Consider the following 16,856-nt stretch of genomic DNA (forward strand, 5'->3'; position numbering starts at 1 on the left):
AGATGTTAGAACCTTTATTTCAACCTACCAGCGGCGTACTCGACCTGTCATATGGGCCAGATGAACATACAGATGTTGGAGAGAATCCTCCGCGGTTTACTTGGATGCCTGCATGTCTGGAAGAGAGTATGTATGAGCTGCAGATCTCCTCAAATACTGAATTTGAGTCTGAAGGTACGTTGACCTACAGTAGAATTCCCTATAATTTGTTTACCCCGGATAAGCCATTGGCGCCCGGCCCGTATTATTGGCGATACAGTCTTATCGGGGAGAATGATATCCGTTCCGAGTGGAGTAAAGTAAGAGCTTTTGTGGTGGAGGATGAATTGCCGCTAACGCCACTGCCTTCCCGTACAGAACGATATTCAATTGCTTCCGCCAACCATCCACGGCTTTGGCTTCAAGCGGAACAGCTACCGTCTTACCGGGAAGTTGTCCGCCAAGACCCGACTTCAACTGGCTGGGAAGACTTCCTGAAGCATTCCGTTCTACCCTGGACAAAGCGCGAGCTTATTCCCGAGCCTGCACCGTATCCAGATAATAAGCGTGTTGCCACACTATGGCGGCAGATGTATATGGACTGTCAGGAAGTCTTCTATGCTATCCGGCATCTTGCTATAGCTGGAGTTGTGTTGGAGGACGAGGCGCTTATCGCCAAAGCTAAAGAGTGGTTGCTTCATGCTGCAAGCTGGAACACAGATGGTACCACCAGCCGGGATTACAACGATGAATGCTCCTTTCGCATAGCCGGAGCGTTGGCATGGGGCTATGATTGGCTTTACGGCTCTCTGGCGGAAGAAGAACGCCTTAAGGTAAGGCAGGCGCTACTGCGAAGAACCGGGCAGATCGCATTCCATGTCATCGAACGTTCCCGCATCCATCAAGTTCCTTATGACAGCCATGCGATCCGCTCTTTATCCTCTGTACTCGTACCCTGTTGTATTTCCATGTTGGGTGAGGAGGAGAAGGCGCAGGAATGGCTTGATTATACACTGGAGTACTTCTCCGCCATGTATACTCCATGGGGTGGCAAAGATGGCGGGTGGGCCGAAGGTCCGATGTATTGGACCACTCAGATGGCATTCGTTACAGAGGCGCTCAATCTAATTCGCAAATACATGGCAATCAATTTCTATGACCGTCCTTTCTTTCGCAAAACCGGTGACTTTCCGCTCTATTGCTTCAGTCCGGATACCGTGAGGGCCAGCTTCGGCGATCAATCGTCACTGGGAGATCCGGTCAATCTCAAGACGGGCTTCAATATCCGCCAATTCGCCGGTTTAACCGGGAATGGCCAGTACCAATGGTATTTTGAGCAAACTAAGGAACTGAACCCTGACACCCAGATGATCTTCTATAACTACGGCTGGTGGGATTTCCGGTTCGATGAGATGGTTTATCGCACAGATTATCCGCAGATTTCTTCAGAGCCACCGGTGGCTGCAGAACCTCTGAAGTGGTTTAAGGATGTGGGATGGGTGGCCATGCATCATCGGATGGAGGATCCGCAGGAACATATCATGCTGTTGACTAAGAGCAGCCGTTACGGCTCTGTGAGCCATAGCCATGGGGATCAAAACGCCTTCCTGCTGCATGCCTTCGGCGAGCCTTTGGCTATCGAAAGCGGTTATTACGTTGCATTCAACAGTACGATGCATATGCAGTGGCGCAGGCAGACCCGCTCCAAGAACGCAATTCTCATTGACGGCAAAGGCCAATATGCTGGCACGGACAAGTCGAAGAACATGGCAGCCTACGGCAAGGTGTTGAAAGCATATAGTACGCCCGGCATTGACTACACGCAAATGGATGCCACCGAAGCCTACCGCGAGAATGTACCCTATATCAAGCGGTATGTGCGGGAAATATTTTTCTTTGATAGCGCTTACTTTGTTATCACAGACAGTGTCGAGCTGCAACGTCCGGGAAAATTGGATTGGCTGTTTCATACGCTGTATTCCATGAAGTTGAAGGATCAATCTTTTAAAGTAAATGGTAAAAAAGCTCAGATGGAGGGCAGATTTGTCTATAGTTCCTCGGGAGAAATGACTCTTAGCCAAAGCAATCAATTTACAGATGTAGATCCGAAAGAATGGGAAGGGCTGCCCGAGCATTGGCATTTGACTGCCTCTACCCAAGAGGCTGTAAGCCATCGGATCGTCACTCTTCTGATTCCCCAAAAAGCAGGAAGCCGGGATTACGTATCGTACTTTATGGACGATCAGGACCATGGGGTTCATGTCTACTTTACGAATCAGGGAATTACCCACCGGGTTGAGATCCCAAAAGCTTATTAGTCTTAAGATATCTTCATTTTACGTATACACCCCATTGTACAAGGAGAGGGTTATATTATGAAAAAATGGATTGGCATCTGTCTGGTTACCGTAATGGGTGCTACCGTTATTGCAGGTTGCTCGAACAAGGACAAAGAAGAGACTGCCGGAGGGGCGTCAAATACGCCGCAGAAAACTGAATTCTCGATCTCGATGCGGACGCTGGCTTTTAACTACGTTGAGAAATCACCCGACTTGAACAAGGACAAATGGGTGAAAAAGCTGGAGGAGATGACAAACACAGACTTGGATATAGTGTTGGTTCCTCATAAAGAGTTCGAGCAGAAAATGGTGCAGATGTTCGCCACTAATGATATTCCGGATGTCGTTCAAGGCTCGGGCGGTGTAAATGGCAAGGAAATGGCTGGTTCCGTTGAAGCTGGTGTGTTCATGCCACTAGATGATCTGCTGCAGCAAAACGGCCAGAACCTTTTGAAAGTAATCCCGAAGGAAGCTTGGGAGAACGTCACCTATCAAGGGAAAATTTATGCTATACCGGAGTTTCTGTCCAATCCCTCCCGCCGGGCGACTTGGATTCGTAAGGACCTGCTGGATCAGACCGGCTTGCAGGTTCCAAAAACGGTCGATGAGTACTTGACTGTGTTGCGTGCCTTCAAAAAGCTGGGGATAGAGAACCCGTACATGGGCCGTCAAGACTTCAAATATGCGGATGCTTTCTTTGGCGCTTATGATGTTTTTCCGTATCTGACTATGTTCGAGGAAGTAAACGGCCAGGTTCAGCCGAAGTTTATGGATAGCGAAAATATGATGAAGGCGTTACAAACCTACAACACCATGTATACAGAGGGTTTGATCAACAAGGAATTTGCCACCATTAACCCGACCAACTACAAAAATGCGATTCTCTCAGGAAAAGCGGGCATGTGGACGATGAATGCCAACGAGCTTCTGCAGTGGGAGCAGCAATTGAAGGCTACGACGCCGTCCGCCAAGCTGGAAATCATTCCTTCGCCAGTGGGACCCGATGGAAAAGGAGGCTCCTACTTGTACGGCTCCGCTACGCGCACCTACTTTATTAAGGAAGGTACGAAGAATGCTGCGGATATCGTGAAATTTTTTGACTGGATGCTGAGCGAAGAGGCAGAAACCTTCTTTACCTTTGGGATTAAGGACGAAACCTACAAGGAAGAGAACGGCAAAATTGTATACACCTCTCCTGCGGATTCCGCCGCTATAGATGAGGAGCGCTACCGCCAGTCATTCCTCTGGATGGTGCAGGATACTACTTATAATAAGGGTGTCCTAAACATGACAGAAGAAGGCAGAAGCTTGATCAATGTATATGATACTATCCTGGCTAACGAAGGCCGTGACGGAATTCAGTTCGACCCGCGGCTAGATGCCTTGGTGAAGAATCCAGACATTGCACCTAACTCGGACACGGCTCCTCCGGTACTGCTGACGCACATGGTAAAGATGGTATATGGCAAGGAACCTATCAGCGACTGGCCGAAGGTTGTGGAGGAGTGGCTTTCTAAGGGCGGTAACGATGTCATCAAGGAAGCTACGGAAAAATATAACAACAAAGCAGGCGTCACCATGCCACGCAGATAAACTTATCCTCCAGGGGAGTTGGAATTCAATTTAAGGGCTGCCGAGAGGTAGCCTTTTTAGTTAGGGCCAGTTTTCTTTAATGTAATATCCAAAGTATGGATTATATGGTAAGTTAAATAGAGACATTCTAATGAACTATATAAAAAGAAACGGAGTGATTTCATGAAGATGCGGAATTCAAAATTTTTATATTATCTTGTCTGGATCATAGTGGGGGCGCTCTTATTACATTATGGAAACTCGCTGATTAGTCATTACACTGAAGAGGCACAAAAGAACTATCAATTAGAAAATACTGTATGGATCACGGCTATTGTCCCGTTTGTCTATGGGATCTATCTGGCGTTATTAGAAGGATTACCTAAAGCTTTTATTGTTAATTGGCCGCTGTTGTTTATTGCGTTTCTTCCAAGTTTTCTTCTGCTTATGTATCCAATTTTAGTAATGTATTTTAACATTTCGAACATAGAGATCTACAAATTTGCAAGCATACATGATGGGGTAGTATTTGGTCTGGTTAGTGGAATGGCACTAGTTAAATCTCTAACGACAAACCGTTAACGAGATTACAGCATTGCTGTTACAGAATTATTGGAGCAGTATAAAATAGTTATATGTATAATCACCCTTTCAATTATTTGGGTTTTATTGCAAGATATTTATGCATCATGTATTTTATTGAATAATAAGGGGGAGTGCGAATAATGTTATCATCCACAGAGCTTAGCAAGCTGAACGAAGTGAATTACAGGGAGGACCGATTAGAGGCACTTAATCATTTTTATGAGGATCTCTGTAATAAGAAAGTAGCCGATGGCTATATTTATTCTCTTAGTCGTTATGGAAAAATATTTGCTAATGGAGCGGGGGGACGCTTCAGTTACGAAGAAGATAGCGACCAAGAATTGAAAACGGATACAATTTTTCGAATCGCTTCTATTACCAAGCTGTTTACGGCAACAGCGATCTGGCAGCTTGCAGATGATGGAAAAATTTTTATGGGACAACCAGTTAGTTCTATTCTTCCAGAGTTTGATGCCGACCCTTTTAAGCCGATTACAATTGCTCATTTACTGACTCATACCTCCGGCATCGCACCTGATCATGGCACTATAAGTGATACTTACTATAAAAGTGCATGGTGGTATATTTATGAATCAGAGCTTGGAAAAGAAAACTGGATTAAAGCTGGACTTTCCTATGGCATTCGTTTTCCGGTAGGGACTCAATGGATGTATTCCTCGTTCGGATACGTGGTTCTTGGTGCAATTATTGAGAAAATAACAGGTGTTTTTGCAGAAGATTACATAATGGACCACATTGTAAAACCGTTAGGCATGACAGATACTTTCTTTGATATACCGCCTGAGAAAGCTGGTAGGATCGCTATTCGTTCGGAAGAAGCCAAGGAATATCTTCAGAAGCTGCAAAACGGGGAAATTACGGATGAAGAACAAAGGTCTGAGGAAGAAATCAAGACTCCCGGAACTGGTGGGGGACTGTATTCAACCGTTAATGATCTACAAAAGTTCGGAATCATGCTGCTTAACCATGGGGAATACGAAGGGGGTCATGTCTTAAGCCGGATGGCTGTTCAGAGAATGACCAAGCGGTTCAATTCTGAAAAAATTCCAAACTACGCATGGGGAGATGGAGGAGCGGATAGACCATACGGTCTTGGGCCAGACCTTCGATATAATGAAAGTACATCTTATTCTGAAGGCACTTTTTTTCACGAAGGATGGGGGTCTTGTTCTTTGGTCGTTGATCCGGTAGAAAAGCTGATTGCCGTTTGGTATATCCCTTTTCATAAAAATATATGGGACGGTAGAGGGATTTTCGGTACAAACAATGTGATCTGGTCCGGACTCGAATAAGAATAAGATTATATGTTGTGAGATATCAAAGATAGGCAGGATGTGACTTATGTTTGAGATGATAAAGCACCGCTTTCGCATTATGAGGGCGGTTGCTTTTGTTACTTATAAGGAATGGAGTGCGTACAGGACGCATTCGATGGTTTCTATTTTTGTTGGCCCAGTGTACTTTTTAGTGCAGTATTATATATGGAGCGCTGTTTATAGCGGGGAATCTTCTATTAACGGGATGTCGCTCTCTCAGATGCTCTCTTATTTTTGCGCCACGATGTTGATCAACTATTTGACTATGGATTTTGCCGATTGGAATTTACAAATGCTTATTCGTACCGGGAAATTCATAACGTTTTCGTTAAGACCGCTGAATCATATGTTCTTTGCTTTGTCTCAAAAGGCAGGGCATAGGGTACTTGGGCTTTTATTTGAATTTTTACCCTGCTTTATGATCTTTTTCTTTATTTTTCATATTGATGTCTTACCCGCAAATTTACTATACGCGATTCTTTCGATAGCTATGGCGTTTATGATGAATTTTTTCATTCATTATAGTATTGGAATGGTCGCTTTTTGGATGGTGCAATCCTCTAGTATTCGTAATTTTTTTAATCTTTGCGAAGGGATATTTTCAGGATCGCTGATTCCATTGGTATTTTTCCCAAAATCCTTACAAATGGCGTCCTTTTTCTTACCCTTTCAATATACGGCCTTTCTTCCCGCAATGGTCTATACAGGTAGCTATACTTTAGCGGATATAACCTTACCTATTCCTCAAGTATTATTGCTGCAGCTGATAGCCGTCATTATTGCCGGAGTTGTCTGCCGGGTGCTGTATGCGGTGTCGCTTAAGCATTTTACGGGGGTGGGCGCATGAAACGTATGTATCAAATATATAAAACCTGCATGAAGGCGAATATTGCTTCTGCTATCACTTATCGTGTTAATTTTATTCTTAATAGTCTTATCATGCTCATAGGGAATGTGCTGTTTCCTCTAGTAACGGTATTCATTTATAATTCGAATGCTTCATTTGCAGGTTGGACCTTTAAAGAGGCGCTGTTAATTCAATCCGTTTTTATTCTGTCTACGGCTTGTGCCGGGATTTTTTTTAACGGAATTATGTGGAATACGATGTCTCATGTTGTAGAAGGGACTTTGGAAGTGGTATTAATTAAACCGGCCTCGAGCCTTTTTCTGCTGTTGGCCAGATCTTTTGAATTCGAAAGTATCGGGCTTTTAGGTGGAGGTGTAGTTATGTTCGTATACGCACTTAGCGGAATCGATGGGATGACCATCGGCTCTTGGTTATTATTCCTGTTGTTGTTTGGTGCAGGGCTGCTTGTTATGTTCGGCGTGGCGCTTATTGTGGCAGCAATTTCCTTCAAATGGGTGGCGAATTCCCGCTTGCCGGAGATGTTTGAGAGCATTAAGTCTTTTGGACGTTATCCAGGGACGATTTTTCCTAAAGCAGTCGTAGCCGTGAGTTCTTTTCTGTTTCCGGTTTCCATGATTGCTTACTTTCCAGCTTCTACACTGATTGGCCGATGGGAACCCTATTTTTTTATAGCGATTATTCCTTGTGTGTTATTTGCTGCCTTCGGAATTTGGCTCTATACATACATGCTTCGCAGTTACAAAAGCGCTGGAGGATAAAAGATTAGTTTAGCTCTAAGAAGGAGAATTTCACTTGGACATTATTACCGTCAAGAACTTAACCAAGCAATATGAAACCTATCACCGTGGACAAGATGCAAAAAGCGTATTTAAAAGTCTGTTTTACCGTGAAAAATCGATCATTACCTCTGTAGAAGATCTTTCGTTCAGTGTTGGAAAAGGAGAAATCATTGGGATTCTGGGTCCAAACGGTGCAGGGAAATCTACGACTATTAAAATGCTGACAGGCGTTCTTTATCCTACCTCGGGCGAAATAAATGTTCTAGGGTACAACCCTCATAAGCAGAAAAATCAATACGTAAAACAAATCGGGGTATTGTTCGGACAGAAATCGCAGTTAATATGGGACATTCCCCCATTGGATAGCTTTTATATGAACAAGGAAATTTATGATATTCCTACGAACGACTTTCGTACAAGACTAGACCGATTTGTAAACATGTTTGAGATTAGCGATATTATTACTAAGCCTACGCGCACCCTTTCCCTGGGAGAACGAATGAAATGCGAGTTTATTATGGCGATGCTTCATTCACCACCTGTGGTTTTTTTGGATGAGCCGACGATCGGGCTGGATGTGATAGCTAAACAAAGAATCAGAGAATTCATTAAGCAAATGAATCAGGAAGGCACCACATTTATTCTGACAACACATGACTTGGAAGATGTAGAGCGTTTGGTTCAAAGAGTACTTATAATTCATCAAGGGAAAAAAGTATATGACGACAAGTTCTCTGAACTTCGACTGCATCTGGGCGCCAAAAAAGTAGTCAGGCTTTCAGCCGCCACAACTATTGGAGATATTGATCTACCTGGAACTTTGATATCGGAAAGAATATCGGATTACGAAGTGGAGCTGCTGATCGATACCGAGCAATGTAAAATGGGTGAGTTTCTGCATATTCTTAGCGAAAAGGTAGAGATCCTTGATATTTCTATTAAGGAGATTCCCATTGAAAAAATCATCAGTTCCATTTATGAGATGGATACGGGAGAACATATTCAAGCTTGAGAACCGATCATCTGCAGATTTAGATCGAGCATGGACCATAACTTTTCAGTGATCTCTTTTGCAGAGCAAGGATTACTATGGGTAAACCACCATTCAATCACTCCGACAGTCGCCGAACTCAAAAATTGCACAGATATATCTTTACTCAACTCATCCAGGTTAAAATTGTTTTCTAAAAATTGTACCTTAATCTGCTCATTTATCATTTCTTGTAATTGGTTTCTAAAGGAGAGCAAAGCTTTGTTCCTTAATAAAGTCTTATAAAAGAGAGCATTCTCCTCCAATTGTTCCAGCGTGCGGAGCAATGACGCCTTCGAGGGATTAGGTTCGGTTTCATCCTCCACTGCGGAGCAGCTTTCGATTAGTTGCTGGAGCTGAGCCTCCAGACATTTATCCATCAGATCGTATTTATCCGCATAATGGGAATAAATCGTTCCGCGGTTTACATCAGCGCGCTCTGCGATTTCGTTGATCGTTATTTTTTCAAAATCTTTTTCAGCCATCAGTTGAATTAATGCATTCATGATGGCTGTTTGGTTTTTTTTAATTCTTCTGTCCATGGTAAGACTCCCTTTTTTTTAAACAATGTATTGTATTCTGTTGAAAAATCAACAAAACCGATCAAACTAACGATTGAACCCTACCAGAGATGTGATAATCTGATTTTATCGAACAGTTGATCAAAATTCAACAAATGTCTAAAAAGGGATAGAGGAGTTAAATATGAGAGTTTTAGTTTTTGGAGCGGGAGTATTGGGCAGCTATCTTGCACATGTTCTAGTCCGTGGGGGAAATGATGTCACCATGCTTGCCAGAGGAAAGCGAGCTGAGCAATTGACGAAAGACGGACTTGTGCTTCGCCATTATTTTCAAATTAAAAACACTGTGGATGAAGTAAAGATCATCTCCACGCTTCCATCTGATGATCTCTATGATCTTATTTTTGTTGTTATGAAATATAATGATTTTCCAGCCGTGTTACCTATTCTAGCTAATAATCATAGTCAGAATATAATTCTTGTGGGGAACAATGGCGATGCACATGGAATGCAAAAAGATTTACAGGAAATGAGCAATGTGAGGAAAATTATACTCTTCGGATTTCAGCTGAGTGCAGGAATTCGTGAAACGAGCGGCCGTGTTATCAAAATACATGCAGGAGGGCAAATGGTACTTGGCAGTCTTGACGGTGAGGTCCCAATAAAACACTTACTGGAAAAAGCGTTTGAGAACGCTAAGTATAAGCTAAGTTATCATGACGATATGGATGCTTGGCTCAAAAGTCATATCGTGCCAATAGTGGCTTTGAACTCCCTTAGTTATCTTCATGACGGGAATTTGAAAAAGGTATCCAAAGATAAGAAGCTATTAAAACAAGCTATTTCAGTAATGGACGAGGGGTTTCAAATCATGGAGAAATTAAGCTATACTGTTACTCCAGCAGGTCAAGTTAACTTTGTTCGAAAGCACAAGCAGGCTGTATATTATGGTCTGACAATAATTCATAAATTACCGTTTATGAAATTAGTGGACGGTTCTTTCAGCGAAATAGCAGCTTTGTTTGATTCATTTGATATTTTGAAGCAACAAGCAAACATTGCAACGCCCAATTGGGATCAACTAAAAAAACAAACGTTTTCGAAGTTTAATGCAAATGTATAACAATCTTGTTCAGGAGGTATACAATCGATGGCTATATATTTTATAAGGCATGGAATAGATGATGAAGGCTTTCGTGGGGGGTGGAGTCAACGTGGACTTGTAGTAGAGGGATATAGACAAGCCGAACGTCTTGGATATTATCTTAAGGGAAATCAATCTAGCTTTAACATAACCCGTATTCTTTGTAGTGATTTGCAACGTGCGTTAGATACAGCAAATGAGATCGCCAGAGAGCTTAATTTGCCTGTTGAAAGCAGCCAGTATTGGAGAGAAACGAACAATGGTGTAATCGCTGGAATGCCCCATGAAATCGCAAATGAACGATACCCGGGTCTTTATTTCTCGGCTTTAAGAATGGATGAGAGATTTCCAGGAGGAGAAAGTCCTCAGGAATTTTTTACACGAATAAGTTCAAGCTTCTCAAAACTATGTAATGAACTGGAGAGTACTGATCCAAATGAAAATGTAATTGTGGTGACTCATGGTGGCGTAATTAATGTTATATACCATATTTTAAAAGGGCTACCGTGGACGAATAAGAGTGCCCATTTCCCGACTTCATATACTAGTATTCATAAAATAGAGTATCAAGCAGATAAGTGGGCAGTTACAGCAGAAAATCTTACGGAACATATATCAAGTGATCAGGCTGCGGGCATGGCCAATTGATTGGGAGGTACAAATATGGGGTTATTGAATGCGCTGATTGAGCAAGCCAAAAATCCTAGAGGGTTCGTGTCTGAAATCGGGCTTTCAGATGGTAAATATTCACGAGAATAACAAATGGAGATGTTATGTCGGAAAGAAATAAAGCGGCCGCACCGCCCCAAAAAAAGGACGACACAGCCGCTTCGTTTCACCAGCTAATTAAGCCGGGAAGGTATTAAACAAACAACGAACGGGAAATGATGACCAGCAAGATGAAAAGTACCAAAATCGCTCCGGTCGAAGTGAAGGCTCCTCCATGAAATTCACCCATGATTTATTCCTCCTCAACTTATGTCTTCTTCTCAATTGCTGTGACTGATGTCGCAGCTTTCTGAGATAATGACATCATATGCCGAAGAGGGCCTGTTGTACTGGTCTATGGCCTATTGCTCGTCAATATGGGCTTTTAGGATACGTAATCCTTTAGGGAGATGATTTTTAAGCTGGCCTAAACTCGCCTTGCCCCAACTAATCGGCAAACCATCTAAAGTTACAAGCGTCCATCCATGTAATTCGCTGGGGACAGGCAGGCTTTCACCACGGAGCCAAGCATGTATTTCCGGACCCTCACTGCTGAGATCAAAGCTTCGTGATGCTTGTAAGGGCTGAAGTGCCATAGCTAATGCATGAGCAGGTTCAATCCGGTTTTTCTTCAAATGGGCAATATGTAGTCCAGCTCGTGGAATACGCAGTCCGTCCAGCAGCCCGGTGTGGAGGTTGCCATTAAAGGATTCTGGCAGCAAATAAAGGGATTCTCCGAAGAGCAGTGGCACACCTTGGCATGAAAGACCAGGCAGCTCTACCGCAGCCCAGTCTTGAAAAAGCTGGTAGGCATCGCATACAGAAGAATTAGTTTTTGGGTTGTTTTTGCTTCGGCGTTTTTTGGCGTTGCGGTTGGCATCAACATTCACGGATGCAGTGTCAATTTGCTTACGCAGGAGTGCTACAAAGTGACCTTCGCCCTTTTCTAAATGCGGCCAAAGGCGTTTGCAGGTGAGTAGTTCCATATCGGGGTAACTAGCCGTCAATCGAGCAATGGTTTCTTCATTCTCTTGACGGTTAAAGGTGCAGGTAGAGTAGGCTAAAGTACCCCCTGGTTTAAGCATAAGGTAGGCGTCTTGCAGGATATCCCATTGTCTCGCTGCGCACATAACTACATGAGCGGGAGACCATTCTTGAATGGCTTTTGGATCTTTTCTGAACATGCCTTCTCCAGAACATGGAGCATCCAGCATAATTCGGTCAAAAGCTTGCGGGAAACGCGCAGATAGCTGTTCTGGAGTTGCACAGGTTACGAGGGTATTTTTAATGCCCAGGCGTTCAACGTTCTCTGCTAGAATTTTTGCGCGTTCCGGATGAATTTCATTAGAGATTAAGAGGCCTTGTCCCTGCATTAAACCAGCGATATGCGTAGTTTTACCTCCAGGGGCTGCTGCAAGATCGAGGACGGTTTCACCGGGTTCAGGTGCCAGCAGTTCAGCTGCGGACATTGCGGAAGGCTCCTGAATATAATATAGTCCAGCGGCATGGTAAGGATGTCTGCCTGGTCGAGCGGGCTCATCATAATAAAACCCGCCCTGGCACCATGGGATAGGTTTCAAATTAAATTGTGAGACTGTACGGTCCACCGCAACTTGGCCTCTGGCTGAGGTGCTTTTTAGCGGATTAAAGCGCAGTCCTTGCGTTCGTGGTGCTGAATAACTTTCTAGAAAAGCATCTGCCTCTTGCCCCAGCATTTCTTTAATAGATGCGGTGTAAGAGGCAGGCAGCTGTTCTTCCTTCATAGCTCATTCTCCTTTTTCTTAGTTGCTGTTTCATGTTTATACCGATAAAATCAAGGTATGGGGAACGTAATCGTACCTGAAATTCTACATATATTCAACTATATCATAATTGCCAAGTCTTACAGTACACAGGGCAATTGTAAAGGGGATGTACCATATGAATTTGCTGCAAGCGCTCTTCTTCCCGCCGGAGCAACCCGGTGGGGTATCATCTATGATCCCTTATCTTCAGGAAAGATTCCGTTCAAGCCGTTGGGAGATGGATTTATTTTGGCTGCCTAAGCGGATTCGCAATAAGGGGCATGAGGAAGTAATATTCGAGACGTTTGATTGGACGCAGTATGGAGAAAGTCCGATCGTTCAGAAATATATTCAGACCTATCGTGATTATTTATGGTGGACTAAACTGCGGATGAGTAAGCCCTATGATCTAATTCATTCTCATCATCCGATTGCTGGCTTAGCGATGAAAAAAGTGTTCCCTGATACTCCGTTAATTCATACCCTGCATTCCAGTTACGAGCGAGAATTGATTTTAAATGGAGCGATTTCAGAGGATGGCTTGGAGCATCGTTTTCTAGTCTCACTTTATCGTGAACTTGAGCATGTTAGTGATCGATTAATGACGGTGTCGCGATCTTTTGCAGATTATGTGGCCCCTTATATTATTGATCCTTCTAATATAGGTGTTATTCCGAATGGTTTTGATGAAAAAAGATTTAAGCCTGTTCCGCATGATAATGCTATTCCGCAGCTAGTGACCGTGACACGTCTGGTTCCGGCTAAAGGAATAGATATATTACTCAAAGCTTGCGCGGAGCTTAAAAATCGCGGTCATGAGTATGTACTGCATATTATTGGCGATGGTCCTTCACGTGCGGATCTGGAAAAGATGGCCCAACATTTAGGGATCTATAATGAAACAATTTTTTACGGATATACGCTGCACCCTGAAGAATTCATGCCTTTCTTTGATATTTTCGTATTGCCCTCTCGGGCGGAGGCGTTCGGTTCAGTGTTTGCGGAAGCGGCACTTAGCTGCCTGGCTTTAGTGGGGACAAATGTGGGCGGAATACCGGAGCAGATTGAAGATGGTGTGAATGGTCTATTGGTCAGTCCGGACGATGAGATTGCTCTTGCTGATGCATTAGAGAAGGTGATATCTGATCCGGCTTATCGTTATGAGCTTTCACGTTCCGCATGGGATAAAGCCAAAAGCCTATATTCGTTGACACGAGTTGCTAATGAACTTAAAAAAACCTATTTACAGTATCCCTCAGGAACGAAAGGGTGAGCAGCTATGATACCATTTCGCTTTCTGCATACTGCTGATTTACATCTGGATAGCCGTTTTGCCGGGCTGGCGCATATTTCGCCAGCCATTCGTGCTTATTTACGTGAGTCTACCTTTGCCGCCCTCGGGCGGCTTGTCCGCGTTGCGATCCAAGAGAACGTTGATTTTATTGTCATTAGTGGAGATGTATACGATGTTTCAGATGCTTCATTACAGGGACAGCTGCGATTTCAGGAAGCGCTCAAAGAACTCGGTGAGCATGGGATTAACGTGTTCCTGATTCATGGCAACCACGATCCGCTTGACGGACTGCGTCTGACAACGGAAATGCCAAAGCATGTTACCGTATTTGGCGGAGAGAAGCCGGAACACGCTACAGCTTACCGCCGTATAGATGGCCAAGAAGTTGCCATCGTTAGTGGAATCTCTTATCCAACGGCGAAAGTGACGAACAACACTGCTGTAACCTTTTCTCGTAAACCTGGCAGCCGCCTGTTTCATATTGCGATGCTGCATGGCAATGTAGATGGTGATTTGCTGCATGAGACCTATTCTCCTTGCAGTCGTAGGGACCTTATCGAACGGGGGTTTGAGTATTGGGCGCTTGGACATATTCATAAACGTAGTGTGCTGCATGAGAAGCCTGTGATTGTGTATCCAGGCAATATACAAGGGCGCAGCATTAAGGAAACCGGAGCTAAGGGTTGTTATATTGTGGATGTAGATGAGGCTGGAAGATCCACTCTGCAATTTCATGAACTGGATTTCGTCCGCTGGCAGGTTAGAGACTTATCTATAGAAGGGTTAAGCAATGAAGCAGAATGGATACAGAAAGTGGAGCGGGTTATTGAAGACATCCGCGCGGAGCTCCCGGAGCTCATGTCGGTGGTCAGATTTCGTCTGAGTGGGCGAGGGGACGTACATAAAGTATTGGCTGAAAAAGGGGCAGCAGAGGATCTGCTGTCTGAACTCCAGCGCCGTGAGGCGATTAGGGCTGAGCGTAAAGATTACAAAGGGCTTGTCTGGACCGAAGGGTTCGCCATCGAGTCCGGCTTAGCTATTGATCGCCAACGCTTATTGGAAGAAGATAGTTTTCTTGGAGAAATGCTGCGCATTGCAGAGCATACGGAACATTCCCCGGAAGCGCTCGAAGAACTATTAAATAGTGCGCTCAAACCGTTATTGGAGAATCAGGAGCTGCGAAAGCTGTTGTCTATGACTAGTCAAGAAGAGAAGTTGAGCTGGCTACGTGGTGCAGCAGAGCAGGGAATCACGATGCTTGGTGAGATGGATGATACTGTTGAAGCGGCGGAAAGTCTTTCGTATCAACAATCCGGAGGGCAAAACGATGAGAATTGAACATTTGCATATCAATGGCTTCGGGCGTCTTCACAATCGAGAGATTCATTTAACGCAGGGAGTGACTGTACTTTATGGGCGTAATGAAGCAGGAAAAAGTACGACACTGCAATTTATACGCTCTATGCTGTTTGGAATTCTAAGCCGTGGAAATCCCTTGGAAAGGTATGAACCTATGCAAGGCGGATTGCATGGGGGAACCTTGAAGATACGTGACAGTAATGATGGTTTGTGGACCATTCGCCGTTTTGCTTCAGGTGCTGAGGGATCAGGAAGAAATGAAAAGCTGAACATTACAGTAAATCATCCAAATGAAACGACTCAAGAGCTGGGACAAGCTGAAATGGAACGACATTTACTTGGGGGGATCTCTAGGAGCATGTTCCAGCAATTGTTCGCAGTTTCACTGGACGAGCTGCAGGAGCTTGCTGCCCTTCAATCTGAGGAAATGAGCAGCTTTCTTTTTCATGCAGGTATGGGCGGTGGCGGTACAATCATGCGTGCGGAACGCCGTTTGGTACAGGAAGCTGAGAAACTGTACAAACCTCGTGGCAAGCTGCAAGAAGCAGCAAAAGTTGTGCAAGCTATAGAAAAGCTTGAGCGACAAATGGTTGAAAGCCGTTCTTATCTTCCGCGATATAACGATAATATAGTTGCATTGAGGGCAACGGAGTCGGAGCTAGATGAATTGGAACAACAGCGCAAGCTCACTGGAGAGCAGCTAGTGATGTTTCGAAAAGCAGAGGAAGTCCGTGAGCTGTGGCTAAAGTGGAGCGAGGCTCAGCTAGAGCTGCAAGGATTGCCATTGATTTCAGCCTTTCCTGAAGAAGGGGCAACTCGCTTTCAGGCATTTGAAGGAGAAATTCGTAATGCACAGGGAGCAGTAGTGCGTTATGAACGTCTTCTAAGCGAGCTTACTATTGAACTGGCAAAGAACCCTCCAGATGAAGTATTAGCAGCGCAGGGGCCTGCTTTGGAGCGGCTGGACCGGCATCGGAGTAGTTACGAGAACCGTAGAACGGAAAGACAGCGGCTTGAGGGAGAATTAACAGCGCTGAATGAGCATTTGCGGCGAATTCTGCGCGGCATTGATGTGAGCTGGGGCTCTGCAGAGCTGACTTCATTCTCCGGTACAGCGGCGGATCGTGAAGCTGCACGGAAGTTCGCGGCGGCGTTCGCTAGTTATGACCGCCGCATGGAGGCGGAGGGTGCAACGCGGCAGTCGTTGCGATCCCGTTTGGCCGCTGCCACAGCGTCGCTCCAAGCAGCGGAACGGGCGCTGGCGCGTGAGCACGCTACCGGTGCGGAATCTTTTGCGCAGCTGGCTCCCCGCAGCGCCCGTGAAGTGCTGCAGCTGTGGGACGAGCTGCAGCAGGCGGCCGAACGCTGGCGCGAAGCGCAGCTCAGCGAAGGGCCAGCGCGCGGCGCCGGAAGTGACGGCCTTGGCGCGAAGCGCATGGCCGCGCTCTACCGGCGCCTGCTGTGGGCTGGGGCAGCACTAACCGTGCTGCTGCCCGCAGCGCTGTGGCTGACCGGTGCTCCGCCGGCTAGCGCCGTGCTTGCGATCGGCCTGCTGGG

General features: G+C 45.0%; 15 protein-coding genes. 12 read left to right on the forward strand and 3 right to left on the reverse strand.

Annotated elements, in window-relative coordinates; all coding sequences use genetic code 11:
- The first annotated feature begins 2 nt into the window (after window positions 1–2).
- From MHH60_RS21870 to MHH60_RS21900, 7 genes are all read left to right on the forward strand, one after another.
- Window positions 3–2,297: a DUF4962 domain-containing protein gene (locus MHH60_RS21870; protein WP_076133604.1), complete on the forward strand. Its 2,295-nt coding sequence runs from the start codon at window positions 3–5 to the stop codon at window positions 2,295–2,297.
- 57 nt (window positions 2,298–2,354) lie between these two features.
- Window positions 2,355–3,911, forward strand: coding sequence for an extracellular solute-binding protein (locus tag MHH60_RS21875; protein ID WP_076133603.1), 1,557 nt, complete (start codon window positions 2,355–2,357; stop codon window positions 3,909–3,911).
- A 168-nt stretch (window positions 3,912–4,079) separates the two neighbouring features.
- Window positions 4,080–4,472: a hypothetical protein gene (locus tag MHH60_RS21880; RefSeq protein ID WP_143766631.1), complete on the forward strand. Its 393-nt coding sequence runs from the start codon at window positions 4,080–4,082 to the stop codon at window positions 4,470–4,472.
- 143 nt (window positions 4,473–4,615) lie between these two features.
- Window positions 4,616–5,788 (forward strand): serine hydrolase domain-containing protein, encoded by a 1,173-nt coding sequence (locus MHH60_RS21885; RefSeq protein WP_038569878.1) that lies wholly within the window; start codon window positions 4,616–4,618, stop codon window positions 5,786–5,788.
- A gap of 139 nt (window positions 5,789–5,927) precedes the next feature.
- Window positions 5,928–6,659: an ABC transporter permease gene (locus MHH60_RS21890; protein ID WP_256715059.1), complete on the forward strand. Its 732-nt coding sequence runs from the start codon at window positions 5,928–5,930 to the stop codon at window positions 6,657–6,659.
- Window positions 6,656–7,438: an ABC transporter permease gene (locus MHH60_RS21895; protein ID WP_076133600.1), complete on the forward strand. Its 783-nt coding sequence runs from the start codon at window positions 6,656–6,658 to the stop codon at window positions 7,436–7,438. The genes MHH60_RS21890 and MHH60_RS21895 overlap by 4 nt, the downstream gene beginning before the upstream one ends.
- Before the next feature lie 34 nt (window positions 7,439–7,472).
- Window positions 7,473–8,471, forward strand: coding sequence for an ABC transporter ATP-binding protein (locus MHH60_RS21900; RefSeq protein ID WP_256715058.1), 999 nt, complete (start codon window positions 7,473–7,475; stop codon window positions 8,469–8,471).
- On the opposite strand, the gene MHH60_RS21905 is transcribed toward MHH60_RS21900, so the two are convergent.
- Window positions 8,462–9,031: a TetR/AcrR family transcriptional regulator gene (locus tag MHH60_RS21905; RefSeq protein WP_076133599.1), complete on the reverse strand. Its 570-nt coding sequence runs from the start codon at window positions 9,029–9,031 to the stop codon at window positions 8,462–8,464. The genes MHH60_RS21900 and MHH60_RS21905 overlap by 10 nt on opposite strands.
- A gap of 163 nt (window positions 9,032–9,194) precedes the next feature.
- Here MHH60_RS21905 and MHH60_RS21910 point away from each other — a divergent pair, with 163 nt between their 5' ends.
- Window positions 9,195–10,133, forward strand: a complete 939-nt coding sequence (locus MHH60_RS21910; protein WP_076133598.1) for a ketopantoate reductase family protein — start codon at window positions 9,195–9,197, stop codon at window positions 10,131–10,133.
- A 27-nt stretch (window positions 10,134–10,160) separates the two neighbouring features.
- On the forward strand, window positions 10,161–10,802 hold the full coding sequence (locus MHH60_RS21915) for a histidine phosphatase family protein (protein ID WP_076133597.1): 642 nt from the start codon (window positions 10,161–10,163) through the stop codon (window positions 10,800–10,802).
- A 214-nt stretch (window positions 10,803–11,016) separates the two neighbouring features.
- On the opposite strand, the gene MHH60_RS21920 is transcribed toward MHH60_RS21915, so the two are convergent.
- Window positions 11,017–11,112 carry a sporulation protein YjcZ gene (locus MHH60_RS21920; protein WP_197069771.1) on the reverse strand — a complete coding sequence of 32 codons (96 nt, stop codon included), beginning with the start codon at window positions 11,110–11,112 and terminating at the stop codon, window positions 11,017–11,019.
- Between the two features lie 112 nt (window positions 11,113–11,224).
- Entirely contained in the window at window positions 11,225–12,625 is a 1,401-nt protein-coding gene (locus tag MHH60_RS21925; RefSeq protein WP_076133596.1) for an RsmB/NOP family class I SAM-dependent RNA methyltransferase, read from the reverse strand.
- Window positions 12,626–12,782: 157 nt separating this feature from the next.
- Between MHH60_RS21925 and MHH60_RS21930 the strand changes: the two genes are divergently transcribed.
- The 3 genes from MHH60_RS21930 to MHH60_RS21940 form a co-directional block, all read left to right on the forward strand.
- On the forward strand, window positions 12,783–13,919 hold the full coding sequence (locus MHH60_RS21930; protein WP_036689393.1) for a glycosyltransferase family 4 protein: 1,137 nt from the start codon (window positions 12,783–12,785) through the stop codon (window positions 13,917–13,919).
- Between the two features lie 6 nt (window positions 13,920–13,925).
- Entirely contained in the window at window positions 13,926–15,278 is a 1,353-nt protein-coding gene (locus MHH60_RS21935; protein ID WP_076133595.1) for a metallophosphoesterase family protein, read from the forward strand.
- The coding region (locus MHH60_RS21940; RefSeq protein ID WP_341161159.1) for an AAA family ATPase at window positions 15,211–16,856 on the forward strand (1,646 nt) is incomplete at its 3' end. The genes MHH60_RS21935 and MHH60_RS21940, both read left to right, overlap by 68 nt.

The sequence above is a fragment of the Paenibacillus sp. FSL H7-0716 genome (assembly GCF_038002705.1).
Taxonomy (GTDB): Bacteria; Bacillota; Bacilli; order Paenibacillales; family Paenibacillaceae; genus Paenibacillus_AQ; species Paenibacillus_AQ odorifer.

Excerpts from the sequence above, each read along its gene's own strand:
- MHH60_RS21880 (WP_143766631.1), top strand. The coding sequence starts at position 4,080 with ATGCGGAATTCAAAATTTTTATATTATCTTGTCTGGATCATAGTGGGG.
- MHH60_RS21870 (WP_076133604.1), top strand. The coding sequence starts at position 3 with ATGTTAGAACCTTTATTTCAACCTACCAGCGGCGTACTCGACCTGTCA.
- MHH60_RS21890 (WP_256715059.1), top strand. The coding sequence starts at position 5,928 with ATGGTTTCTATTTTTGTTGGCCCAGTGTACTTTTTAGTGCAGTATTAT.
- MHH60_RS21935 (WP_076133595.1), top strand. The coding sequence starts at position 13,926 with ATGATACCATTTCGCTTTCTGCATACTGCTGATTTACATCTGGATAGC.
- MHH60_RS21910 (WP_076133598.1), top strand. The coding sequence starts at position 9,195 with ATGAGAGTTTTAGTTTTTGGAGCGGGAGTATTGGGCAGCTATCTTGCA.
- MHH60_RS21905 (WP_076133599.1), bottom strand. The coding sequence starts at position 9,031 with ATGGACAGAAGAATTAAAAAAAACCAAACAGCCATCATGAATGCATTA.
- MHH60_RS21930 (WP_036689393.1), top strand. The coding sequence starts at position 12,783 with ATGAATTTGCTGCAAGCGCTCTTCTTCCCGCCGGAGCAACCCGGTGGG.
- MHH60_RS21925 (WP_076133596.1), bottom strand. The coding sequence starts at position 12,625 with ATGAAGGAAGAACAGCTGCCTGCCTCTTACACCGCATCTATTAAAGAA.
- MHH60_RS21920 (WP_197069771.1), bottom strand. The coding sequence starts at position 11,112 with ATGGGTGAATTTCATGGAGGAGCCTTCACTTCGACCGGAGCGATTTTG.
- MHH60_RS21895 (WP_076133600.1), top strand. The coding sequence starts at position 6,656 with ATGAAACGTATGTATCAAATATATAAAACCTGCATGAAGGCGAATATT.
- MHH60_RS21885 (WP_038569878.1), top strand. The coding sequence starts at position 4,616 with ATGTTATCATCCACAGAGCTTAGCAAGCTGAACGAAGTGAATTACAGG.
- MHH60_RS21915 (WP_076133597.1), top strand. The coding sequence starts at position 10,161 with ATGGCTATATATTTTATAAGGCATGGAATAGATGATGAAGGCTTTCGT.
- MHH60_RS21875 (WP_076133603.1), top strand. The coding sequence starts at position 2,355 with ATGAAAAAATGGATTGGCATCTGTCTGGTTACCGTAATGGGTGCTACC.